19 protein-coding genes and 1 riboswitch are annotated in these 23,720 nt (G+C 37.4%); of the genes, 17 read left to right on the top strand and 2 right to left on the bottom strand.

Annotated elements, in window-relative coordinates; all coding sequences use genetic code 11:
- Positions 1 to 61 precede the first annotated feature (61 nt).
- The 15 genes from ABH966_RS10635 to ABH966_RS10565 all read left to right on the top strand — a co-directional run bounded on the left by ABH966_RS10635 (position 62) and on the right by ABH966_RS10565 (position 20,486).
- Entirely contained in the window at positions 62 to 2,446 is a 2,385-nt protein-coding gene (locus tag ABH966_RS10635; protein ID WP_370078168.1) for a 3-hydroxyacyl-CoA dehydrogenase/enoyl-CoA hydratase family protein, read from the top strand.
- A 50-nt stretch (positions 2,447 to 2,496) separates the two neighbouring features.
- Positions 2,497 to 3,669 carry an acetyl-CoA C-acetyltransferase gene (locus tag ABH966_RS10630; protein WP_370078166.1) on the top strand — a complete coding sequence of 391 codons (1,173 nt, stop codon included), beginning with the start codon at positions 2,497 to 2,499 and terminating at the stop codon, positions 3,667 to 3,669.
- 120 nt (positions 3,670 to 3,789) lie between these two features.
- Entirely contained in the window at positions 3,790 to 5,574 is a 1,785-nt protein-coding gene (locus tag ABH966_RS10625) for an acyl-CoA dehydrogenase family protein (protein ID WP_370078164.1), read from the top strand.
- A gap of 783 nt (positions 5,575 to 6,357) precedes the next feature.
- Positions 6,358 to 6,714: an arsenate reductase family protein gene (locus tag ABH966_RS10620; RefSeq protein WP_370042360.1), complete on the top strand. Its 357-nt coding sequence runs from the start codon at positions 6,358 to 6,360 to the stop codon at positions 6,712 to 6,714.
- Positions 6,715 to 6,889: 175 nt separating this feature from the next.
- Positions 6,890 to 7,270 carry a glycine cleavage system protein GcvH gene (gcvH, locus tag ABH966_RS10615; RefSeq protein ID WP_132361837.1) on the top strand — a complete coding sequence of 127 codons (381 nt, stop codon included), beginning with the start codon at positions 6,890 to 6,892 and terminating at the stop codon, positions 7,268 to 7,270.
- A gap of 381 nt (positions 7,271 to 7,651) precedes the next feature.
- The gene (locus ABH966_RS10610) at positions 7,652 to 7,993 is read left to right on the top strand and encodes a toprim domain-containing protein (protein WP_132361835.1); all 342 of its coding nucleotides are present in this window, start codon (positions 7,652 to 7,654) and stop codon (positions 7,991 to 7,993) included.
- Positions 7,994 to 8,009: 16 nt separating this feature from the next.
- On the top strand, positions 8,010 to 8,312 hold the full coding sequence (locus ABH966_RS10605; protein ID WP_370078161.1) for a thioredoxin family protein: 303 nt from the start codon (positions 8,010 to 8,012) through the stop codon (positions 8,310 to 8,312).
- Positions 8,313 to 8,376: 64 nt separating this feature from the next.
- A riboswitch (SAM riboswitch) is annotated at positions 8,377 to 8,481 on the top strand.
- 320 nt (positions 8,482 to 8,801) lie between these two features.
- Positions 8,802 to 9,830 (top strand): methionine ABC transporter ATP-binding protein, encoded by a 1,029-nt coding sequence (locus tag ABH966_RS10600; RefSeq protein ID WP_370078159.1) that lies wholly within the window; start codon positions 8,802 to 8,804, stop codon positions 9,828 to 9,830.
- The gene (locus tag ABH966_RS10595; protein ID WP_370078157.1) at positions 9,820 to 10,488 is read left to right on the top strand and encodes a methionine ABC transporter permease; all 669 of its coding nucleotides are present in this window, start codon (positions 9,820 to 9,822) and stop codon (positions 10,486 to 10,488) included. Before ABH966_RS10600 ends, ABH966_RS10595 begins: the two co-directional genes overlap by 11 nt.
- 87 nt (positions 10,489 to 10,575) lie before the next feature.
- A complete protein-coding gene (locus tag ABH966_RS10590) occupies positions 10,576 to 11,424 on the top strand; it encodes a MetQ/NlpA family ABC transporter substrate-binding protein (RefSeq protein WP_370078155.1) in 849 nt (282 codons plus the stop codon).
- Between the two features lie 532 nt (positions 11,425 to 11,956).
- Complete coding sequence (locus ABH966_RS10585) at positions 11,957 to 12,829, top strand: response regulator (protein WP_370078153.1); 873 nt, start codon at positions 11,957 to 11,959, stop codon at positions 12,827 to 12,829.
- Positions 12,826 to 13,872 carry a HEAT repeat domain-containing protein gene (locus ABH966_RS10580; protein ID WP_370078151.1) on the top strand — a complete coding sequence of 349 codons (1,047 nt, stop codon included), beginning with the start codon at positions 12,826 to 12,828 and terminating at the stop codon, positions 13,870 to 13,872. Before ABH966_RS10585 ends, ABH966_RS10580 begins: the two co-directional genes overlap by 4 nt.
- Positions 13,869 to 15,293, top strand: a complete 1,425-nt coding sequence (locus ABH966_RS10575) for a glycosyltransferase family 2 protein (protein ID WP_370078149.1) — start codon at positions 13,869 to 13,871, stop codon at positions 15,291 to 15,293. Before ABH966_RS10580 ends, ABH966_RS10575 begins: the two co-directional genes overlap by 4 nt.
- On the top strand, positions 15,290 to 18,466 hold the full coding sequence (locus ABH966_RS10570) for a hypothetical protein (RefSeq protein WP_370078147.1): 3,177 nt from the start codon (positions 15,290 to 15,292) through the stop codon (positions 18,464 to 18,466). Before ABH966_RS10575 ends, ABH966_RS10570 begins: the two co-directional genes overlap by 4 nt.
- An 853-nt stretch (positions 18,467 to 19,319) precedes the next feature.
- Positions 19,320 to 20,486 (top strand): dicarboxylate/amino acid:cation symporter, encoded by a 1,167-nt coding sequence (locus ABH966_RS10565; RefSeq protein ID WP_370078146.1) that lies wholly within the window; start codon positions 19,320 to 19,322, stop codon positions 20,484 to 20,486.
- On the opposite strand, the gene ABH966_RS10560 is transcribed toward ABH966_RS10565, so the two are convergent.
- The gene (locus ABH966_RS10560) at positions 20,481 to 20,780 is read right to left on the bottom strand and encodes a hypothetical protein (protein WP_370078144.1); all 300 of its coding nucleotides are present in this window, start codon (positions 20,778 to 20,780) and stop codon (positions 20,481 to 20,483) included. The two genes, ABH966_RS10565 and ABH966_RS10560, sit on opposite strands and share 6 nt — an antisense overlap.
- Positions 20,695 to 20,976, bottom strand: coding sequence for a hypothetical protein (locus ABH966_RS10555; RefSeq protein ID WP_370078142.1), 282 nt, complete (start codon positions 20,974 to 20,976; stop codon positions 20,695 to 20,697). Before ABH966_RS10555 ends, ABH966_RS10560 begins: the two co-directional genes overlap by 86 nt.
- A 296-nt stretch (positions 20,977 to 21,272) precedes the next feature.
- Between ABH966_RS10555 and ABH966_RS10550 the strand changes: the two genes are divergently transcribed.
- Positions 21,273 to 22,106, top strand: a complete 834-nt coding sequence (locus ABH966_RS10550) for an amidase (protein ID WP_370078140.1) — start codon at positions 21,273 to 21,275, stop codon at positions 22,104 to 22,106.
- A 717-nt stretch (positions 22,107 to 22,823) separates the two neighbouring features.
- A complete protein-coding gene (locus ABH966_RS10545) occupies positions 22,824 to 23,720 on the top strand; it encodes a response regulator (RefSeq protein WP_370078138.1) in 897 nt (298 codons plus the stop codon).

The following is a 23,720-nucleotide window of genomic DNA, read 5'->3' as shown; positions in this document are numbered from 1 at the left end:
ATTTTTTTGGCCAAAAAATGAATGACTATTCATTCAATGGAAGAATAAGGGGGAATTGCTTGTGACTTACAACATTAAAAAAGCGGCTGTTCTAGGATCTGGGGTAATGGGCTCTGGAATTGCAGCACATTTAGCAAACATCGGTATTCCAACATTATTATTAGACATTGCACCGAAGGAACTAACAAAAGAGGAAGAAGCGAAGGATCTTTCCTTAGAGCATCCTGCTGTAAGAAATCGTATTGTCAACGGAGCTCTTCAAAAGTTATTAAAGCAAAAGCCAGCACCACTTACTTCTAAGAAAAATTTATCACTACTAACGGTTGGTAACTTTGAGGACGATTTAGAGAAATTAAAAGATGTAGATTGGATTATAGAAGTTGTCGTTGAAAATTTAGCGATTAAACAAAACCTATATGAAAAAATTGATGCTGTACGTAAGCCTGGCACAATTATTAGTTCAAACACATCTGGCATAAGTATTAATGCAATGGCAGAAGGACGTTCAGAAGATTTTCAAAAGCATTTCCTTGGAACTCACTTTTTCAACCCACCACGCTATTTAAAATTACTTGAAGTAATTCCGGCAAACACAACAGCGACAGAAGTTGTAAGCTTTATGAAAACATTTGGCGAAGATGTGCTTGGAAAAGGCGTTGTACTTGCTAAGGATACACCGAACTTCATTGCCAACCGTATCGGAACGTACGGTTTACTAGTTACTTTACAAGAAATGATGAAGGGTAACTATTCGGTTGGTGAGGTAGATTCTGTAACAGGCCCACTAATCGGTCGTCCAAAATCTGCAACCTTCCGAACGTTGGATGTTGTTGGTTTAGATACATTTATTCATGTAGCGAAAAACGTTTATGATCAAACAACTGGTGAAGAGCAGCAAGTGTTTGCAGTACCAGAATTCCTACAGAAAATGGTTACAAACGGCTGGCTAGGAGCAAAATCAGGTCAAGGGTTCTTCTTAAAGCAAGGTAAAGAGATCCTTGAAATTGATCCAGACACACTAGAATATAGCCCAGCAAAAAAATTGAAAACACCTTCTATCGAGATGGCAAAACAAACTCGTGGATTAGCAAATAAAGTAAAAACACTAACATATGCAAAGGATCGTACAGGAGAGTTATTATGGGGTATCTTAGCTCCGACGCTAATTTACTCGGCACAGCTACACAGTGAAATTGCTGATGATATTGTTGCGATTGACAATGCTATGAAATGGGGCTTCGGCTGGCAGCAAGGGCCATTTGAAATATGGGATGCAATTGGCGTGAAAGAGTCCGTAGCTAAAATGGAGGCTGAAGGTCGTGAGGTGCCGGCATTTGTAAAAGATATGTTAGCAAGCGGCTTTGAAACTTTCTATTCGGAAATTGACGGCGATCTAGCTTATTATAATGGCTCTGACTACGTAAAAGTGCCAGTTAATGAAAAAGAAATTAACTTAAAACGTTATAAGAAAAAGCACGGTGTTATCAAATCAAATACAGGTGCTAGCTTAATAGATTTAGGTGACGGAATTGCCTTACTTGAATTCCATTCCCAATCAAATGCAATTGGCTTAGACATTATTCAAATGATTAACTTTGCAGTCGATGAAGTAGAAACTAACTATAAAGGCTTAGTCATCGGTAACCAAGGGAAAAACTTCTGTGTTGGTGCGAATCTAGGAATGATTTTAGTAGAAGCACAGGATGATAATATTTTTGAGCTAGATTTCGTTATTAAAGCATTCCAAGATGCAATGCAAAAGATTAAATACTCTCGCAAGCCTGTTGTAGCAGCACCTTTTGCTATGACACTTGGTGGAGGAGCAGAAGTTTGCTTACCAGCTGCACATATTCAAGCAACGATGGAAACGTATATGGGCTTAGTAGAAGTCGGCGTAGGATTAATTCCTGGCGGAGGCGGTAATAAGGCACTTTACCAAAAATTCATCAAAGGGTTACCAAATGGCGTTGAGGTAGACTATCAACATATTGCTAATAAAGTATTTGAAACAGTTGCAATGGCAAAAGTTTCGACGTCTGGCGAAGAAGCACGTGAAAATAACTTCTTAAACTTTGCTGATGGGATTTCTGTTAACCCAGATCACCAACTATACGATGCAAAGCAAGCTGCACTAGCACTTTATGAGGCAGGTTATCAAGCACCTGTACCTGCGAAAGTTCCTGTAGTCGGTGCATCAGGCTACGGTACGCTATTAATCGGTGCGCAAGGGTTGTTTGAATCAGGCTATATTAGTGAACACGATTTAAAAATCGCTAAAAAATTAGCGTATGTCATTGCTGGTGGTAAAGTTCCGTATGGCACATTAGTAGATGAACAATACCTATTAAACCTTGAGCGTGAGGCGTTCCTAAGCTTAGTTGCAGAACCTTTATCTCAACAAAGAATGCAGCACATGCTTTTAAAGGGCAAACCACTGCGTAACTAATTTCAAGACTGTAACCATACTTGCACATGAAACAAAGGGGGATTAATACGATGCGTGAAGCCGTTATTGTAGCAGGAGCACGAACTCCGATTGGAAAAGCGAAGAAGGGTTCTTTAGCAACAGTTAGACCAGATGATTTTGGAGCGGTTGTTGTCAAAGAAACATTAAAAAGAGCGGGCTATGAAGGTCCGATTGACGATTTAATTTTAGGGTGTGCAATGCCTGAAGCTGAGCAAGGCATGAACGTAGCACGTAATATAGGAGCGCTTGCCGGGTTACCAAATACAACACCAGCGCAGACAATTAATAGATTCTGTTCATCAGGTTTACAAGCAATCGCTTTTGCAGCAGAGCGTATAATGCTAGGACATTCTAAGGCGATTCTTGCTGGTGGAGTCGAGTCGATGAGTATGGTGCCAATGGTAGGTAATACACCTCGCTTAAATCCAACTTTAGCAGAAACTGCTCCCCAATATTATATGGGGATGGGGCACACAGCAGAGGAAGTGGCACGTCAATACAATGTAAGTAGAGAAGATCAGGATGCATTTGCTGTGCGTTCACATGAGCTTGCGGAAAAAGCGATTAAAGAAGGTAAATTCAATGATGAAATCGTACCAATCGAAGTAGAGCAGCATTATGTAGATGACAACAACAAGCCACAGGTGAAAAAATTCACGTTTAGCATGGATGAAGGTGTACGTCCAGGTACATCTGTAGAAGGTTTAGCGAAGCTTCGTCCAGCCTTCCATGTTAAGGGCAGCGTTACAGCTGGTAATGCCTCTCAAACTTCAGACGGTGCAGCGGCAGTACTTGTGATGGATCGTGAGGAAGCAGAGAAGCAAGGGCTTACACCAATGGCGAAGTTTTTAGGCTTTGCAGTTGGTGGTGTACCTCCTGAGGTGATGGGTATTGGACCAATCGTGGCAGTACCTAAAGCACTTGAAATTGCAGGGTTAGCAATTGATGACATTGATTTATGGGAAATTAACGAAGCATTTGCGTCACAATCCCTACAAGTCGTACGCCATTTAGGCATCGACCAAAACAAAGTAAATGTCAATGGTGGAGCAATTGCCGTAGGTCACCCACTTGGTGCAACTGGAGCCATTTTAACATTAAAGCTTATTCATGAATTGAAGCGTCAAGGTAAGAAATATGGCGTTGTGACAATGTGTATTGGCGGCGGAATGGGTGCTGCAGGAGTGTTTGAAATTCTATGATTTTTGCTAGATCAGCTTGGAGTGCAGCGTTTCCGGTTGCCTCCGAACACAGTGCTTCAAGCTTTTCTATATATTGGGGATTAAAACTACTAACAATAGATAAATAGGGAGGAATTTAGAATGACAGAAAAAACAACGGATTTCATTAAAGGCGGCGGATTTATTATTGAAGATGTGGAATTAGATCGTGTATTTACACCAGAAGATTTCACAGATGAGCATAAAATGATTGCTAAAACAACTGAAGAGTATGTAGCAAATGAAGTGTTACCAGTCGTTGAAAACTTAGAACACCATGAATTTGAGCATTCGGTTCGTCTACTAAAAAGTGCAGGTGAACTCGGCTTATTAAGCGCAGATGTACCTGAAGAATATGAGGGTCTTGGACTAGACAAAGTTTCTTCTGCATTAATCGCAGAAAAAATGTCTGTTGCTGGTGGCTTCTCTATTACGCATGGTGCACACGTAGGTATTGGTTCTTTACCAATCGTACTTTTCGGAAATGAAGAGCAAAAGCAAAAGTATTTACCAAAGCTTGCATCAGGTGAATTAATTGCTGCTTACGCATTAACTGAGCCAGGTTCAGGTTCAGATGCATTAGGTGCAAAAACTACTGCAAAATTAAATGATGCAGGGACACATTATATTTTAAATGGTGAAAAGCAATGGATTACAAATGCAGGCTTTGCAGATGTATTTGTTGTCTATGCGAAAATCGATGGCGATAAATTCTCAGCATTTATCGTTGAACGTGCCTACAATGGCGTTTCGGTTGGCGCAGAAGAGAAAAAAATGGGGATCAAATCTTCATCGACACGTACATTAATCCTTGAAGATGCAGAAGTACCTGTAGAAAACCTTTTAGGTGAAGTAGGTCGTGGACACGTTATTGCCTTTAATATTTTAAATATCGGGCGCTATAAATTAGGTGTTGGAACAATTGGTGGCTCGAAGCGTGCATTAGAGCTTGCCATTCAATATACAAACCAACGTCAGCAGTTCAAAACGAAGCTGTCTGATTTCAATCTAACAAAAGAAAAATTATCAACAATGGCTTCGCAATTATATGCGTCTGAGTCATTAAACTATCGTACAGTAGGTTTATTTGAAGACCGTTTAAGTCAGCTAAGCCCAGAAGAGCAAAATCAAGGGAAAGTGATCGCTGGTGCAATTGCTGAGTATGCTATTGAATGTTCTATTGCTAAAGTATTTGGTTCAGAGACTTTAGATTACATTGCAGATGAAGCGGTTCAATTACACGGTGGTTACGGCTTTATGGCTGAATACGAAGTAGAGCGTATTTATCGTGATTCTCGTATTAATCGTATTTTTGAAGGTACAAATGAAATTAACCGCATGATTGTACCAGGTACATTTATGAAGAAAGCATTAAAAGGTGAATTACCATTACTACAAGTTGCTCAAAACTTACAACAGGAGCTTCTAATGCTAATGCCTGAGGATGTAGGCACAGAGCCGCTAGCACAGGAAAAATATCTTGTGAAAAATGCGAAGAAAATTGCTGTATTAGCAGCAGGCATAGCAGCACAACGCTACGGTGCGAAGCTTGATCAAGAGCAAGAAGTATTGGTGAATATTGCAAATATCGCAAACCAATTATTCGCGATGGAATCAGCTGTATTGCGTACAGAAAAAGCGATTGCTCGTGACGGTGCTGAAAAAGCTCATCAAAAATTACTGTACACTCAAATCTTCTGCCAAGAAGCATTTGCAGAAATTGAAAAAGAAGCAAAAGATACGATTCTTGCTTCAGCAGACGGCGACGCTGCACGCATGACATTGTCTGCACTACGTAAATTAACTCGCAACAATCCATACAACTTAATCGCGAAGAAACGCGAAGCTTCTGTTAAATTAATTGAAGCAGAAAAATTTGTAGTTTAATATAGCAATCCTAACCTAGCTATCCGAGATGTGATAGCTAGGTTTTTTTGTTGGAAATAAAAGTATAGCTCTACGGTGATTTCTGTTCCGGCTACGCGCATTCGATGGGGTCGCTTCGCTTTAACAAAATAACATCCAACTTTTAGTTTTATCAGAACACTTTTACGATTTATCGCCCGATTTTTGAATTTTATCTACCAACTTTCACGATTTATCACCCAACTTTTGAATTTTATCTACCAACTTTCACGATTTATCACCCAACTTTTGAATTTTATCGACTAACTTTCATGTTTTATCACCCAACTTCTAAATTTTATCGACATCCACCTGCCAAAGAGCAAAAAAGGATTCATACACAAAACTGTGTGCGCTTTATAATGTCGCCCTGTCTCCACTCCACATGTATCCTTTGAAATGTAGTTTGATAGCAAAAGGGTTTCATCTGTGCGAAAGCGAAACAGGCGAGACCTTGCACGGAGCGAAGGAAACGGACCATTCCAAAATGCCAATCGCTGATAAAATGCTGAGAATCGCTGATAACATCAAGAAAATCGCTGATAAAATGCCAAGAATCGCTGATAACAACATGAGAATCGCTGATAAAAATTCCAAGAACCCCCGAAAGCATCATGAGTAGCTTCCAGCCGGAACGGAAATCAACCCCACGCTTTGGCTTGAAGAGTTTCATTTTGGCTCGTAACGGTTATGATGGTATACTACAGAAAATGAGGGATACACTGAAAATGTTGTTCCTAAAGATGAAAGTAGAGGAGCCTATAAATGACGATTCAATTTATTCAATATCCGAAATGTACTACTTGCAAAAAAGCTCAAAAATGGCTAAATGACAATGGGGTTTCATACGAAGAGGTACACATTGTCGAACAACCACCTACAAAGGATGAATTATCAAACTTATGGCAAGCTAGTGGACAACCTTTAAAGAAATTTTTTAATACTTCTGGTATGAAATATCGAGAGCTTGGCTTGAAGGATAAACTTGCTGAAATGACTGAAGAGGAGCAGCTTGAACTGCTTGCATCAGATGGTATGTTGATTAAACGTCCGATTGTAACCGATGGAAAAAAAGTTACTTTAGGGTTTAAAGAATCAGATTTTGAGCAAGCTTGGAAATAACCGCTTTTCACTTGTTTCAGTAAATGTTGTATGTAGCGAAAGCGAAGCGTCAGGTCAGAACTCTTCACCTCTATAGGTATTGAGCTGAATGAGGCATAATTGATTCTTGTTTTTATGGTAGAAGTATGGCACACTGAAAATGAATATATTACATATTTATGGAGGGGTTTTTTTCATGAGCACACCTAAAGACTTACGTTACTCTGAAGAGCACGAATGGGTAAAAGTAGAAGATGGTAAAGTACGTATCGGTATTTCTCATTTCGCACAAGCTGAACTTGGAGATATCGTTTTCGTTGAACTTCCACAAGTTGGCGACGAAATCAAAACTGATGATCCATTCGGTAGCGTAGAATCTGTTAAAACAGTTTCTGAATTATACGCACCAATCTCAGGTACAGTAGTTGAAGTAAATGCAGATTTAGAAGATAGCCCAGAATTCGTTAATGAATCACCATATGAAAAAGCATGGATGATCGTTGTAGAGCCTGCTGATGCTTCAGAAATTGACAAGCTTATGACAGCTGAGCAATACGAAGAAATGATTGCAGAATAAGACAAGCCTTTAACTTCTTTCAGCGAGTGTTCAAACATCAGCTAAAAGAAGTTAAAGCCTCCGGCGGATGTCATGGAATCGGAAAGGAGTGCTTAGAGGATGTTAGCCTAAGATCATCGCATCCATGCGATAACGGCTAACTGACCTGCGTCGTGCAGGCCTAAGCACAAAGCCGATTCCTGACGCGATTATGTCGAGGCATAATTGATCAGAAAAACGTCGGAAACTACCGACGTTTTTTTTTATCTTAACCATCCTGCCACTATAGTTGGTAAGGTAAATGCAAGTATATTCCCTTATTAATAGGTATCTAACTGTATCAACGACAAGGTTTGTTGATATAATGAATTATAAGGGATATGTCTAAATGGGGGTGGCGTGATGTTCGAGGGAAAATGCTTAATTGTCGAAGGCCGATCGGATAAACTTCAAATCGAACCTATTTTAAATGAAGACGTAAAAATACTTTGTACAAATGGTACAATTGGTGTGCATCAATTAGAAGAGCTACTCGATCCATATGAGGGTTGTGAGCTTTATACATTTTTTGATGCAGATACATCAGGTAATAAGCTACGGGCATTAATGGACAGACATTATCCAGAGGCTGAGCATTTACGTACGATGCCAACATATAAGGAAGTTGAGACAACTCCGAGGAAAGTGTTAGCGGCGATATTGCTTCGTGCACATTTCTCAATCCATAATGAATATATTTTGTAAGGTTGCGTGAAAAAAGATGGAAGAATGGTCAAAAGAGCAGTGGAACACGGCTATCCAGTCCGGTGAAAAGGCTGCCTTTTATTTATATACGCCAATGTGTGGAACGTGCGCAGTTGCATCGAAAATGATGGCGGTTATTGAGCAATTGCTGCCACAGCTACAGGTTGGTAAGGCGAATATTAATTTTATAGAGCAAATAGCTTATGATAATAAAATCGAAAGTGTACCATGTTTACTCGTATGTGAAGGCGGAGAAGTGATAGAAAAGGTTTATGCCTTCCAATCCGTACCATATTTATACGAATTGTTAAAAAACTAATTGACTGAATATTAATCACATGGTAAAGTAACAAATATATTAAAAAAACAATAAATATATCGAACTCTTATAAAGAGCGGCGGAGGGAAGTGCCCTATGAAGCCCGGCAACCATCACAAACGTGAAAAGGTGCCAAATCACCCAAAGATTTATCTTTGACAGATGAGAGAACGGTTTAGCGTATATGTACGTGACCCCTTCTACTTGTCTTTAAGTGAAGGGGTTTTTTAATTTCTTTCAGCGGGTGTCCTGGAATCGAAAAGGAGTGCTTAGAGGATGTTAGCCTAAAACCATCGCATCCATGCGATAATGGCTAACTGACCTGCATCGGTGCTGCTGTTGCTGCGTTAGCACTACGCTTTCGCGCAAAAAACATCTGCAGGCCTAAGCACAAAGCCGATTCCGGACGTAATGTTTATCTGTGCGAAAGCGAAGCGACAGCAACAATTATGCCGAGGCATAATTGATATAAGAAAAGGAGAATTCGCTATGATCAATCTTCAAAATATTACGAAGAAATACAAAACTACGAATGGCGAATTAACAGCAGTTAAAGACGTCAACCTTTCTATTAATAAAGGTGAAATTTTCGGCATTATCGGCTATAGTGGCGCTGGTAAAAGTACAATGATTCGTTTGTTAAATGGTTTAGAAAAGCCTACATCTGGTAAGGTGACGGTTAACAATCAAGAGTTTTCGTCCATAAAGGGACAAAAGCTTAGGGATGCTAGACAAAAGGTTAGTATGATTTTCCAACATTTCAATTTACTTTGGTCTAGAACTGTTGCCGAAAACATCGCTTTCCCATTAGAAATCGCAGGTGTGCCAAAGGCCAAACGGGAAGCACGTGTGAATGAATTGATTACACTAGTTGGCTTGGAAGGGCGCGAAAAAGCATATCCATCACAACTTTCGGGGGGACAAAAACAACGGGTAGGTATCGCTCGTGCACTTGCTAACAACCCAGAGGTATTGTTATGTGATGAGGCAACATCTGCACTCGATCCGGAGACAACAGATGCTATTCTTGATCTACTTGTCGATATTAACGAACGATTAGGTCTAACGATTGTGTTAATCACACATGAAATGCACGTTATCCGTAAGATTTGTCATCGTGTAGCGGTTATGGAAGCTGGTGAAATTGTAGAACGTGGTGAAGTATTACAAGTATTCCAAGCTCCACAAGCAGCCATTACGAAAAAATTCGTTTCTCAAATTACAGATACGAAGGAAACACAGGAAACAGTGGCACAAATTAAAGAAAATTACCCTAATGGACAACTTGTTAAGCTAATCTTTGTAGGAGAAAAAACAGAGCAGCCTGTCATTTCACATCTTGTGAAACAGTTTGATGTAGAAGTAAGTATTGTACATGGTAATATTTCGCAAACGAAAAATGGAGCGTACGGTACACTTATTGTGCAAATTGATGGCTCAGAGGCGAATGTTGCTGCTGCACTGAGTTACTTAAATACAGTCGAAGTACAAACGGAGGTGATTACAAATGCTAACTAGTCTTTTTCCGAATGTCGACTGGGAAAAAATGTGGGACGCTACGTATGAAACATTGTATATGACAACAATTTCTACGGTCATCACATTTATACTTGGATTAGTAATTGGAATCTTATTATTTTTATCAAGTCCCAACCAACTATGGGCCAACAAAATTGTAAACTTTTTAACAGGATCAATCGTTAACATTTTCCGCTCGATTCCATTTATCGTATTGATTATCTTATTAATTCCATTTACGAAATTTTTACTCGGCACAATTCGTGGCGCAGATGCGGCTTTACCAGCATTAATTATTGGAGCTGCACCATTCTATGCGCGAATGGTATTAATCGCCTTACGCGAAATTGATAAAGGTGTTATTGAAGCGGCTCGTTCAATGGGTGCCAAAACGTCAACGATTATTTGGAAAGTATTAATTCCCGAATCGTTACCAGCGCTTATTTCTGGTCTTACTGTAACTGCTGTAGCACTTGTTGGTTATACTGCGATGGCAGGTATTATTGGCGCAGGTGGTCTAGGAAACTTAGCATTCTTAGATGGTTTCCAACGTAATCGCACAGATGTAACTTTAATGGCAACTATTTTAATCTTAATAGTAGTATTTATTATTCAATGGATTGGCGACTTAATTACAACCAAAACAGATAAACGCTAAAAAGAGCATCATACTATGAACATCTAAAAGGTTATCTCGGTTTCATACCGCTAACATATTTTATATAGGAAAAGGGAGAGTAATAAAATGAAGAAGTTATTAACAGGATTATTTTTATCTGTATTAGTACTAGCTCTAGCCGCTTGTGGTGCTGGTAAAAAAGAAGAAAAAAGCTCATCATCTGATGCTGGTGATAGTAAAGAGAATGTAACATTAACAGTAGGTGCTTCTAATACACCACATGCTGTTATTTTGGAAAAAGCAAAACCGATTTTAGCTAAAGAAGGTATCGATCTTAAAATTGAAACATATCAAGATTATGTATTACCAAACCAAGATTTAGAATCTGGCGAAATTGATGCAAACTATTTCCAACACATCCCTTATTTAGAGAAGGAAATTAAAGAAAAGGGTTATGATTTTGTAAACGCTGGTGGTATTCATATTGAACCAATCGGTATTTACTCTAAAAAATATAAATCTCTTGAGGATCTTCCAGAAGGTGCAACAATTTTACTTTCTAGCTCAGTTGCAGATCATGGACGTATGCTTTCATTATTAGAAGCTAAGGGCTTAATTAAACTTAAGGATGGAGTAAATAAAACATCTGCTGAACTTAAGGATATTGTAGAAAATCCTAAAAACTTCAAATTCGATGCAAATACAGCTCCTGAAATGCTTGTACAAATGTATGAAAATAATGAAGGTGATGCAGTTCTTATCAATTCTAACTACGCAATCGATAACGGCTTAAATCCATTGAAAGATGCAATTTCTCTTGAAGATAAAGAATCTCCATATGTAAACATTATCGCTGTACGTGCTGGTGATGAAACAAAACGAGAAATTAAAAAATTAATAGAAGTATTAAAATCTAAAGAAATCCAAGACTTCATTATTGAAGAGTGGAAAGGCTCAGTTGTACCAGTAAAATAAAATGTATCGAAAAAAGGGTATGTAAGTATGACAGCTTACACACCCTTTTTGCTTGTCTACAAAAGAATAAAACAAATGTAATGATCACGCAGAGTTGGTGCTTTCCACGGTTTTGGCTTCAATCTCCTCGTCACTACGTTCCTGCGGGGCTTTCAATGCAAGCCCATTCCACAGAAGTCGCCACTCTCTACAGAGGTTGTCAAAAAAACACTATGTAATTTTATATCAAAATAGTGTTTATCTACAGTTTGAAAGGGTATGTAAGTATTAAAGCTTGCATTCCCTTTTTTTTCTTGTTTAAAAAAGGATGTCTATTATCAGAAAAGTATAACATTTTTATCGAAAAGGGTCTTCTTTTGTGTTTTATAGCAAAAATATAATATATTTTAAAAGTGACTGATTTACCAAATATTTTATATAGAAATTGATTAGTGATCTTTATTACTATAGTTGTTGTGTTTATAAATCGAAAAAGTGCTAGAAAACATGAAAGAAAATCAAATATTTCTTACATCAACTGGAGTGAACACCAATGAATAAATTAATCATCGCAGAAGACATCATGCAGGAGCATGAGGTGAAGGGTTATTTTGAAACATTGCGTGAGAGCGTCATTCGCTCACGTTTCACAATGACTGCAGTCTTTTTTAAATTAGCTAATTCACCACAAGGAACAGATATAGAACGTAATCTAATTTCAGCTTTTCTAAAATCAAAAATACGAAAAACAGATTTACTTTTCCAATTAGCGGATGGCGTGCATTGGGGAGTTTTTTTTCTACAAAGTAGTGAAGTCGAGGTAAAGGCGTTTTTAAAACGGATTTTTGCAATTCTGAAGCAAGAAAGGGAATTTCAACAAATAGCGTTAAAAGCCTCCATTACTGAAATAAGAAATAATAGTGTAAACTTTGACACTTTGTTAGATAAAAATAAGCAAAAACTAGCAGATGACGAACAGCCGACTTGGTCAATAGAACAAGTTACAGATTATAGTGAACAACCAACTGAGCAAGTAAAAGTAAGCATTATTGAACAAAATGCAATCTTTAGAAAAGTGCTAGAAACAACGCTCAATGATTTAGATATTCCTCATTTTACGTTAGATGTGGCTACCTATGAAGATGGCTATAGTTTTTTACAGTCCGAAAGCTATAAAACAGGCCATATGCATTTAGTTGTCATGAACGATATTTTACCACGTAAAAATGGCTTAGAAATTTTGCACATTTTACGAGAAATGCCGAATGAGAAAAAGTTCATCATTTATATGATGTCAGAACGAAACTCAGAAGGGGCGACACTTAATGCTTATGAAGGTGGAGTCGATGAATTTATCGTAAAACCATTTAATTTACGTTTGTTAGAAGCAAAAATCAGGAGAACGTTTGCGAGGTTTTGGCTATGATCGAGCTATCGATTTCTTTTCTTTTAACGGCCATCGTTGTTTTATTAGTCATTTTATTTTTATTTACGATATATCTACTTTTGCAGCATCAGTGGGAGATTCGCTTTGCAGAAACGTATAATACTTATTTACAAAACTATTCACAGCACTGGTACAACTATTTAATCAATGAAGAAAATTTCTCTATAGTCCTTGTACCCCGCGGAAGAGCTCAAGTAGCAGCTATAGAAACAATATTTTCATCGTATTTAAAAAATATAACGAATGAAATAGTTGAACATAAAATCAAAGAGTTTTCTAATCTCTATTTAAAACAGTTTTATAAAAAGGATTTAGCAAGTAAACGTTGGAGCATTAGGATGAATGCTTTATATCGAATTGCTGATTTACAGATAGAGGAATTAGTTGATGCTTGTCAACAATTCGAGAAAGCCAAAATTTCGGAGGAAGAATATTTTCAACTGTTAAAAATTTACTCTCTGTTCCAACCAGAATTATTTATCGAAAAAATTAAAGAATCGAGCGTTAGCTATTCTGAAAGCGAATATAGAAGATTATTTGTCTTGTTAGAGGATGATGTTTTTATTCGATTGTTTGAAGACTTTGATAGCTGGACGAAAAATATCCAATTTGCTGCAATTGATACTGCAGCTGTAAAAAGAAATATGCAATATATTGATAAGTTAAAACAGCTATTAACACACGAGGTTCCAGAAATAACAATAAGAGCATTAAAGGGTCTTTACGAAATTGGTGTAATTGATGAAATCGATCCTTATGTCCCATTTGTGACTTCAGATATGTGGGAAGTAAGATTAATGGTTGCCAAACTCTTTAAGCATGCGCCACTAGACTATACCTATGCTTATTTAGAACAGCTTCTTGAAGATGAAAATTGGTGGGTACGCTCACAGGCAGCAAAAACAATTGCAGAAAATAGAGAAGGAATTGCAAAATTACAGCAATTTATGGAGTCTTCAAACGACCAATATGCAATTGAAATAGCACAGGAAACAGTAGTCAGAAGGCAGGGGATCAAATGAAATTAATTTTAGATTATTGTATGTGGTTCTTTGGCGGCATTATTATGTTTTATATGTTATTCGTTATCGTTTCATATTGCACAATGTTTGTAATTGCCATGCTAGATTTACGAAAACGCTATAAATTAGATCCCTCAGAGTATGATGATGCACATATCGATGCCTTCTACTCAAAACCAGTATCCTTACTAGTCCCTGCTTACAATGAAGAGGTTGGAGTTGTCGATACAGTCTATTCATTGCTGAATTTACGATATCCGCAAACGGAAATTATCATTATTAACGATGGTTCTACTGACACTACACTGCAAACGGTCATCGAGCATTTCAGAATGAAGCCCGTTGATAAAATTGTTCGTGCAAGTATCCCTACAAAACAAGTGAAACAAATTTACGAATCAGAAATTTATAAGAATTGTATTTTAGTAGATAAAGAAAATGGTGGTAAGGCGGATGCATTAAATGTAGGTATTAATGTTTCGCAATATCCTTATTTTTGCTCTATTGATGGTGATTCAATTTTAGATGAAAAATCATTACTTCGTGTGATGAAGCCGATTATTTTATCTGATGGTGAAGTGATTGCGGCAGGTGGGAATATTCGAATAGCCAATGGAGCGAAAATGCAGCTTGGTTCCGTTACTGAAACGCACTTATCAAATAATTACTTAGTAGTCATGCAAACAATAGAATATTTGAGAGCTTTTTTTATGGGGCGAATCGCTTTAAGTAAATTCAATCTTGTGCTTATTATTTCGGGAGCATTTAGCGTCTTTTCGAAAGAATGGGCTGTGGAAGCGGGCGGTTATTCAACGAATATTATTGGAGAAGACATGGAGCTTGTCGTGAATATTCACCGTTTGATAAGAAAGAAAAAAGAAAAGAAGCGTATTGAATTTGTACCAGATCCTGTGTGCTGGACGGAAGCACCTCAGACATTAGGGGTATTGCGAAATCAACGTAGACGTTGGCATCAAGGATTATTCGAAAGCCTTTGGAAGCATAAAACGATGACATTCAACCCAAAATATGGCTTATTAGGGTTTATTGCATTGCCTTATTTTTGGCTTGTAGAATGTCTAGGTCCAATTGTTGAGCTAGGTGGTTATATTTATATCGTTGTAGCATTTTTCTTAGGGAAAATCTATTATGAAGCAGCGGTAATACTGTTGCTGCTCTTCGTTATTTATGGAGTTATTTTTTCAATAGCATCTATACTATTCGAGGCATGGACAATGAACGCTTATCCGAGAAAGAGAGAGCTATTACGAATGATACTTTTAGCATTTACTGAAATTTTTTGGTATCGACCACTCACTCTTTTATGGCGCTGTGAAGGATTAGTTCGGTTTGTGCTAAGAAAAAGCGATTGGGGTAATATGAAGCGTGTCGGCATCGCTGAAAAGGAGAACAGTGTATGAAGCGAATATATATAGGAATTATAGCTATTCTAATTCTCATTATTACACCTATAGCATGGTGGTATTTGAGCGATGAAAAACCGCTGAACGTCGCGATTCTAGATAAAACGGTTCCGAATGAAACATATCGAGAGCATTTAGGTGTGAACTGGTTTTTAAACCATTATAAATACACAATCGATGATCATCCGTATGATGTACAAAAAAATTACTATGGTACGATTCCGAATGATAAAACGAAAAGAGTATCTGAAAAAAAGTTTCCGACCGACTATAGCAATTATGATGTTATTTATTTGGCAGATACGTATGGTGTTTATAAGGATGATTTAAATGAAAAAAAGCGTCTAGGTAAACGCTCAGAAAAAATTGTTGGTGGCTTGGAAATGGATGAATGGCAATCAATAGTAGGTCGTTTAGCAAGCAACAAGAAAAGTATGCTAATTGCTGAATACAATACATTTGCGTCACCAACATCAGAGGCAGTTAGAAAAGAGCTACAGGACTATTTAGGAATATCATGGTCTGGATGGATTGGGCGTTATTTTGATGAGCTTGATTATCATAAAAACTCAGAAATCCCACAATGGGTCATAGATGAACATGGTGATAATTGGCCATATAAGGGCGGTGGCTTTCTTTTATTTAATGAAATTACAGAAAAGCTCATTGTGCTGGAACTGGACAAGCATGTAAAAACGGAAGGTATTCAGCTGCAATTTACTGAAGAAGGGAAAAAATTCTTTAATACTTCTGCTAGTGCAGAGTATGGCTATTGGTTTGATATTATCACGCCTAAATATGCAGAGGATGCTCTTGCTAATTATAAATGGGACTTAACAAAAGATGGGGAAAAACTATTAAAGGACAACGATATTCCACAGCAATTTGCGGCTATCGTTTCACAGGAAAAACGCTACACTACAAGCTATTACTTTGCTGGAGACTTTAACGATATGTCACGGGTACCGTCTCTTTACAAAATAAAGGGATTACCGACCATTTATAAATACGCTGAGAAATATGCAGATAGTTCATTTTACTGGTCGATTTATATACCAGTCATGCATAAAATTTTTGAAACGTTTGAGCAAAAAGAGGTTCAAGAAAACGTTAATCATGAAAAACAAAATTATAATGCACGGATTAAAGGTGAATCATTTGAAGTCTTACGCGATGGGAAATGGGAGCCACTAGTCTTTAAGGGCGTTAATATCGGTATGGGGAAACCGGGAGCATTCCCTGGCGAGGCCGCTATTACGGAAGAAGAGTACTATCGCTGGTTCCGTCAAATTGGTGAGATGAATGCCAATACGATTCGTGTCTATACATTACACCCACCAGGTTTTTATCGGGCACTTGCTAAATACAACGAGGAAAACCCAGATAAACCACTGTATGTCTTGCATGGTGTATGGATTAATGAGGAAGGATTGTCTGACTCACTAGATGCCTATGATGAAACTACCTTAAAGGATTTCCAAAGTGAAATGAAGCGCATGGTAGACGTTATCCACGGCAACACTTATGTGAAGCCAGTAACAGGACATGCTTCAGGATTATACGATGTTGACGTTTCAAAATACGTTATTGGCTGGGTGCTAGGAATTGAATGGTATCCGCACATGGTAGTCGGTACGAACGAAAAACACGCTAATATAGGTGAATACAATGGGACGTATTTTGAAACAAAAAATGCTGCACCATTTGAGCATTGGTTAGCGGAGCAAATGGATCTTATTACTACTTATGAGAAGGATCAATACAATTGGATTCGCCCTATGAGTTTTACAAACTGGGTAACAACTGACTTACTAGACCACCCATCTGAACCTTCTGAAGATGAAGATTTAGTAGGAGTCAATCCAAATGTCATTTATACGAAGGGTGAGATGCAGGCACCAGGACAATTTGCTTCCTATCATGTGTATCCATATTACCCTGACTTCTTTAACTTCGACCAAAAATATTTAAATTATAAAGATTTCCGGGGCAATAAAAATAGTTATGCAGGATATTTAAAAGACTTACATGAAGCTCATCGTATGCCTGTTCTTATTGCGGAATTTGGAATCCCAGCAGCGCGCGGTATGACACATGAAAATGTTTATGGCTGGAATCAGGGGCATATGTCCGAACAGCAGCAAGGTGAAACACTTCAACATTTATATGAAGATATTATGCATGAAGGCTTGCTAGGAGGACTTGTCTTTACATGGCAGGACGAGTGGTTTAAGCGAACATGGAATACGATGGATTATGATGATCCAAATCGTCGACCATTTTGGTCCAACGCACAAACGAATGAACAGCAATTTGGTGTACTAAGCTTTGATAGGTTTAAAGTAAAAGTAGACGGCGATACAAAGGAGTGGAAAGGTACACAAATGTACAATACCGCACCTTCTGATTCCACAGATTTTGCTGTCGATTACGATGAAAGATATTTGTATTTCAAAATAAAAAGTGATGTTTTAGATAAAGCATCACCGCGTATTTTACTTGATGTCGCACCAAACCAAGGAAATACGTCGGCAACATCAATAAAAGATATGACCTTTTCAAATGGCGTAGATTTTATTGTGGAATTAAATAAAAGTGGAGACTCTCGAGTCGTCATAGATGAGTACTATGATTTCTATGATTATTTTTACGGTCACAATTTAAAAATGATTCCGCCTCGTATGTCAACTATCACAAAAAATAGTGGTAAGTTTGCACCGATTAACTATGTGCTAAATAAACAGCTATACTTACCAGAGCAAAAAATTACGACCGATTTTAGTTATTATGAAACCGGGAAGCTTCTTCAAGGGAATGCCAATCCAAAAGCAAAAGATTATAATTCGTTAGTAGACTATACTTGGACGGATGATAATGTTATTGAGCTACGAATTCCTTGGCTACTAATCCAAGCAAAAGACCCAAGTCAGCGTGAGTTTATGGGAGATCTATATAAAGATGGAGTGACAGCTTCTACTAAGGTAGATAATATTTATATTGGTGCTGTCTTTGTAGATAAGGATGGCAAGGTTGTGAAATCTTTACCAGAGACCAATGGCCATGTCTTGCCTGCTCTTTCAGCTTATTTTTGGGAACAATGGCAAACTCCAAAGTATGAAGAGCGTTTAAAACAATCCTATTATATTTTACAAAAATTATTTAAAGATTAATCAATTATGCCTCGGCATAATTGCCGCTGTCGCTTCGCTTTCGCGCAGATAAACAATGCGTCCGGAATCGGCTTTGTGCTTAGGCCTGCAGATGTTTTTTGCGCGAAAGCGTAGTGCTAACGCAGCGACAGCAGCACCGATGCAGGTCAGTTAGCCGTTATCGCATGGATGCGATGGTTTTAGGCTAACATCCCCTAAGAACTCCTTTCCGATTCTGTGACATCCGCCGGAGGCTTTAACTTCTTTCAGCTGGTGTTTGGACAACCGTTGTAAAGTAGCTTAAATCCGCATTCATCTCATCACCTATAGAGGTGGGAGACTTTTGCTGAAAGAAGTTAAATAGAGCTTAGGATAGGTGAGTATTTGCCTATTCTAAGTTTTTTGCTTTTTATTGGCTCGTCATCAAAAGTTATGGATGTCTTAAAACGTTTGCCATTATCTATGTTGATCTTCGTTCCGATTGGGCGACTCCTTGGGGATCAACAATAAAGGAACGAAGGCTAAAAGCATCACGTCCTGTGATAACATCTTCGTAGCCAACATAGTGCTGCTACCGTTTCGCTTTTGTGCAGATAAAACCCTTTTTCCGCTGCCGCTTCGTTAGCACTACGCTTTCGCGTATAAAGCATCGGCTGGCCGAGACCCTGCAGCGAAGCGGATGTTAGCTGTGCGAAAGCGCCCAGTCGGAACGGAATTCAACCAGACGTTATGGTAATGGTATTTTTATCAGAAAATAAAAAAGAGTTTTGCAATTCCGCCTATTTCGTGAGCTGTATATTCTCTCAACTGTTTATGTTAAATTACTAATAATACATTCGAGAAAGACAGTTGTTTTTTTTAGGAGGACAATATCATGAAGTTTAAATTTGGTTTATTGGCAAAAATTATTGTTGCTATTTTGTTAGCGGTAATACTTGGAAGCTTTGCGCCAGAGTCATTTGTACGGATATTTGCAACATTCAATGGCATATTCGGTAATTTTTTAAAATTTGTTGTACCACTTATTATTATTGCATTTATTGCTCCGGGCATTGCTCAGCTTGGGAAAGGCTCAGGGAAATTATTAGGTTTAGCAACATTCTTTGCTTACTTCTCAACAATCATTGCAGGAATATTTGCCTTTTTTGTAGCGCGCAATGTGTTGCCTAATTTCATTTCAAATGGTGATATGGAAAGCATGAAAAACCCTGAGGAATTTTTAGCACAGGCATTCTTTAAAGTTGAAATGCCTCCAATAATGGATGTCATGGCAGCATTAATTTTTGCCTTTATCGTAGGAATTGGTATGACTGCCATTCAAAGTGATGTTATGAAACGTGGTTTTGAAGAGTTTAATGTTATCATTGAAAAGTTAATTTCATTTGTAATTATTCCACTTTTACCATTTCATATTTTCGGGATCTTCTTGAACATGACATACGGAGGTCAAGTAGCAAAAATATTATCTGTCTTCGCAATTGTCTTCGCACTTATAATTGTGATGCATTGGGTAATATTGCTAGTTCAATACACTGCTGCGGGAACTTTAAATAAGAAAAATCCACTTATGTTACTTCGAACAATGCTACCTGCATATTTTACAGCTTTGGGCACACAATCCTCAGCAGCAGCTATTCCAGTTACATTGCGACAAGCGCAAAAAACAGGAGCTTCAGAAAAAGTAACGAATTTCACAGTCCCACTGTTTGCCACTATTCATTTATCAGGTAGTACGATCACAATCGTAACTTGTTCTTTAGGTGTTATGATGATGAACGGTATGGATATAGGTTTTGCACAATATATCGGCTTTATCTTTATGCTAGGTATTACAATGGTTGCTGCACCAGGTGTCCCTGGAGGGGGAGTTATGGCAGCAATTGGTTTACTACAAACAATGCTCGGCTTCGATGAAACAATGGTTGCACTAATGATCGCACTATACTTAGCGCAAGATAGCTTTGGTACAGCTACAAATGTAACTGGAGATGGAGCATTATCTATGATTGTTGATCGTTTCAACAAAGAGACTAATTCATAAAAGCTGAGTAACGGATAGAACAGCTAAAGTCGCGGAAAGAACCGCCAAAATCGTAGATAGAAACGACGCAGTGACGGATAGAAATATCAAAGTGACGGATAGAATAGTCGAAGTCGTGGATAGAATCATCAAAGTGGCGGATAGAAGTGCTGAGGCGACGGATAGAAACCAGAGCGGCGGGAAGAAGAGCCGAGGTGACGGAAAGAAATCAGAGCGACGGATGGAAAGGCCAGGGCGACGGATGGAAATCAGAGCGACGGATAGGACAGTTAAAGTCGTGGATAGAAACGTCAAAGTGGCGGATAGAACAGTCGAAGTCGTGGAAAGAATCGTCAAAATGACGGATAGGAGTGCCGAGGAGACGGAAAGAAATTAGAGAGACGGATAGAAGTGCAGAGGCGACGGAACGAATCGCCAGTGACGGATAAAAGTGATTGTTAAAATCGCTAAAATTACGAAAAGAATCAACTAAGTCAACAAAAATTGCCATTTAGGAACTTTTCATAAGGGAATATTTAATAATAAGCAATATGATCTCATTTGTGGTCATATTGCTTTTTTGATGCGCCCGGCATGTGTCTATAGAAAAATACAGATAGATTGATCAGTCTTTTAAGAACAAATCCCTATTCTATGAGGAGCAAAAATAAGAAGAAACATATCCTTCTTTTTGTTTATTTCTATTTATAGAAATTTTCGATATGGTATAACTAGTTTGAACGAATGGGGCTGTGTGAAATTATTAATAGTCGAAAGTTTAAGTTGATGATCATATGCATATTGTTTATGTCACTAAATAGTACAACCATAAAGGCTAATGGTATTACAGAAGAACAACACTCTACATGGATTTGGAATCCATGGATACTTGTAGATAACGAAACCAGTACATTACAATTTTTAGAAAATAAACGCATAAACAAAGTTTATTTACAAATTGATTATGAAATATCGAGAAGCGTTTATCAAAACTTTATAGAAAAGGCTACCGCAAAAAACATCCAAATATATGCACTTGCTGGAGAATCCTATTGGATTACAGAGAATGGCATTGAGTATCAAAATCAACTTATGAATTGGCTAGAGCTTTATCAACGTGAAGCAACAGAGGCCCAAAGTTTTTTAGGAATACATTTAGATATTGAACCATATGAAACACATATTTGGACTACAAAACAAACAACCGCGATTCAAACCTATCAACAGTTAGTTATACATGCGAAAAAGAAAGCACGGTCATTAAAATTACCATTAGAATTAGATATACCTTTTTGGTATGACGAAATTTTATATGAGACTAAATATGGTAAGGGTATTTTATCTGAATGGTTAATTAATTATTCAGATGGTGTGACGATAATGGCTTATCGAGATAATTCACAGGACATTATACAAATCGTAAAAAATGAAATTGAATATGCTAAACGAATGGATAAAAAAGTTGTTGTAGGTGTTGAAACTTTGAAGTCAGCAGAAGGAGACTTAGTTAGCTTCTCAGAAGAAGGGGAAGCATATATGGATCAACAATTGAACAAAATTCAACAATATTTTTCCGAAAATCAGAGCTTTAATGGTATTGCAATCCACCATCTTGAAAGCTGGATGGAAATGCGACCATAATATCTTAACGGTATTAAATTAATTAAGATAAGTTGTTCTTGTAATCAGTAATTAAAAGGCATGTTCCCTTCATTTGTTCGTTGTCATACAAGAAAATAATCTACAACTTTCCTCAGCTTATTTGAGGAAAGTTGTAGATTTTTCTTTTTTATCCAATGTTATTTTGGGGCAATTTTCAAATTGTTTAGAATTTGTTTAGTTTGAACTGTTATAGTCTTATAACACGATTCTAATAAGATATACTGTAAAACGCTGAAAAGCTCCTAACGAAATTGCGTAAAAAGCAATATCCTACCATTATATTATCTCCAATAGCACATGTACTAAAGAAAAAAACTATTATGTTTTCGTCTAATAGTTAACTATTTTTTATATCTTCTTTCGGTAGATGTTTTGTTGCAAATCAATGCATCAGCTACAAAATACTTTTACCTCAATACAGAAAGTTCTAGAAGCAGTTATACTCATTTAATTTACTAAGTATAGTTATCGTTTATAACATGATAGTTGGCTGATCACCAAAAGTAGTGGATGACAATGTGAAACGTATGCCATATGTAAGTTGATAGGAGTGGGGGCTGGGCGACTCCTTGGGGATTAGCGGCTCATCGGACGCTACCAGTCGAAACATAAATCAACCACACGTTATGGTGATGAGCCTGATAGTTCCACAGAACAAACAAATATCATATTGAATAATTGTAAGAGGAGTATAGGATGAACACTTTAATTAAAGCGACACAAAAAGTAAATATTTTAAAAGAAAGTGATATTATACCATTTTTTGATGTGTTAAAGGCAAATGTTATTCGTTCAAATATGGAAATGACAGTTATATTTTTAAAAGCAACTGTAACTGACCCCAATCAAAATAATGTGATAGTAGATTTAGAGGAACAAATTGCTGATTTTTTAGTATCCGAAGTTCGGAATACCGATATGCTTTTTAAGTTAGAGGGAAGTTTGCGATGGGGAATTTTGTTAACACAAAATGGTGAAGAGGAGGGAAATGCATTTTTAAATCGAATTTTTCAACTCGTAAAAAATGATTATTTCCCTTCTATAATCGATTCAACTTTTACATTGCAGGGGATTATTGTAGCAGTTAAAAATGATCAAGTAACGTTTGAAGATTTAAAAGATAAACAGTTTGAAGTTTTTAGTGAACTATCAGAACCTTGGAAAATCGAAATCGTGACGAGCTTTAAGGCTCAGCCGCTTAAAACAGTGAAAGTAAGTATTTTAGAGGAAAATGCTATTTTAAGCGAAGTATTAGAAATGACAGTTCAAAAAATGGTTATAGATCACTTTCAATTGGAAACAAAAGTTTTTTCAGATGGGTACGAATTTTTACAGTCAGATTGGTATTTATCAGGACATACTCATATTGTCATTATGAATGATATTTTACCTCGTAAAAATGGTCTCAATGTCTTGCACACATTAAGGAATATGGCTAATCAAAAGAAATTTATTATTTATATGATGACAAATAGGAAATCTCAAGGAGATATGAATTACGCATATGAAAGTGGCGTTGATGAGTATTTAATTAAGCCATTTGATTTAAATTTATTTCAAGCACAATTAAAGCGAACATTTGCGAGGTTATGA

It is taken from the genome of Lysinibacillus sp. RC46 (assembly GCF_041262385.1).
GTDB lineage: Bacteria > Bacillota > Bacilli > Bacillales_A > Planococcaceae > Lysinibacillus.
The sequence above is the reverse complement of the archived record's forward strand: the minus strand, read 5'-3'. Positions and strand labels throughout refer to the sequence as shown.

Bases quoted from the DNA above. Each gene is read 5' to 3' on its own strand.
- ABH966_RS10570 (WP_370078147.1), top strand. From the start codon at position 15,290: ATGAAGCGAATATATATAGGAATTATAGCTATTCTAATTCTCATTATT.
- ABH966_RS10585 (WP_370078153.1), top strand. From the start codon at position 11,957: ATGAATAAATTAATCATCGCAGAAGACATCATGCAGGAGCATGAGGTG.
- ABH966_RS10555 (WP_370078142.1), bottom strand. From the start codon at position 20,976: ATGGCAATTTTTGTTGACTTAGTTGATTCTTTTCGTAATTTTAGCGAT.
- ABH966_RS10620 (WP_370042360.1), top strand. From the start codon at position 6,358: ATGACGATTCAATTTATTCAATATCCGAAATGTACTACTTGCAAAAAA.
- ABH966_RS10580 (WP_370078151.1), top strand. From the start codon at position 12,826: ATGATCGAGCTATCGATTTCTTTTCTTTTAACGGCCATCGTTGTTTTA.
- ABH966_RS10550 (WP_370078140.1), top strand. From the start codon at position 21,273: ATGTCACTAAATAGTACAACCATAAAGGCTAATGGTATTACAGAAGAA.
- ABH966_RS10610 (WP_132361835.1), top strand. From the start codon at position 7,652: ATGTTCGAGGGAAAATGCTTAATTGTCGAAGGCCGATCGGATAAACTT.
- ABH966_RS10590 (WP_370078155.1), top strand. From the start codon at position 10,576: ATGAAGAAGTTATTAACAGGATTATTTTTATCTGTATTAGTACTAGCT.
- ABH966_RS10595 (WP_370078157.1), top strand. From the start codon at position 9,820: ATGCTAACTAGTCTTTTTCCGAATGTCGACTGGGAAAAAATGTGGGAC.
- ABH966_RS10600 (WP_370078159.1), top strand. From the start codon at position 8,802: ATGATCAATCTTCAAAATATTACGAAGAAATACAAAACTACGAATGGC.
- ABH966_RS10605 (WP_370078161.1), top strand. From the start codon at position 8,010: ATGGAAGAATGGTCAAAAGAGCAGTGGAACACGGCTATCCAGTCCGGT.
- ABH966_RS10625 (WP_370078164.1), top strand. From the start codon at position 3,790: ATGACAGAAAAAACAACGGATTTCATTAAAGGCGGCGGATTTATTATT.
- ABH966_RS10575 (WP_370078149.1), top strand. From the start codon at position 13,869: ATGAAATTAATTTTAGATTATTGTATGTGGTTCTTTGGCGGCATTATT.
- ABH966_RS10630 (WP_370078166.1), top strand. From the start codon at position 2,497: ATGCGTGAAGCCGTTATTGTAGCAGGAGCACGAACTCCGATTGGAAAA.
- gcvH (WP_132361837.1), top strand. From the start codon at position 6,890: ATGAGCACACCTAAAGACTTACGTTACTCTGAAGAGCACGAATGGGTA.
- ABH966_RS10565 (WP_370078146.1), top strand. From the start codon at position 19,320: ATGAAGTTTAAATTTGGTTTATTGGCAAAAATTATTGTTGCTATTTTG.
- ABH966_RS10545 (WP_370078138.1), top strand. From the start codon at position 22,824: ATGAACACTTTAATTAAAGCGACACAAAAAGTAAATATTTTAAAAGAA.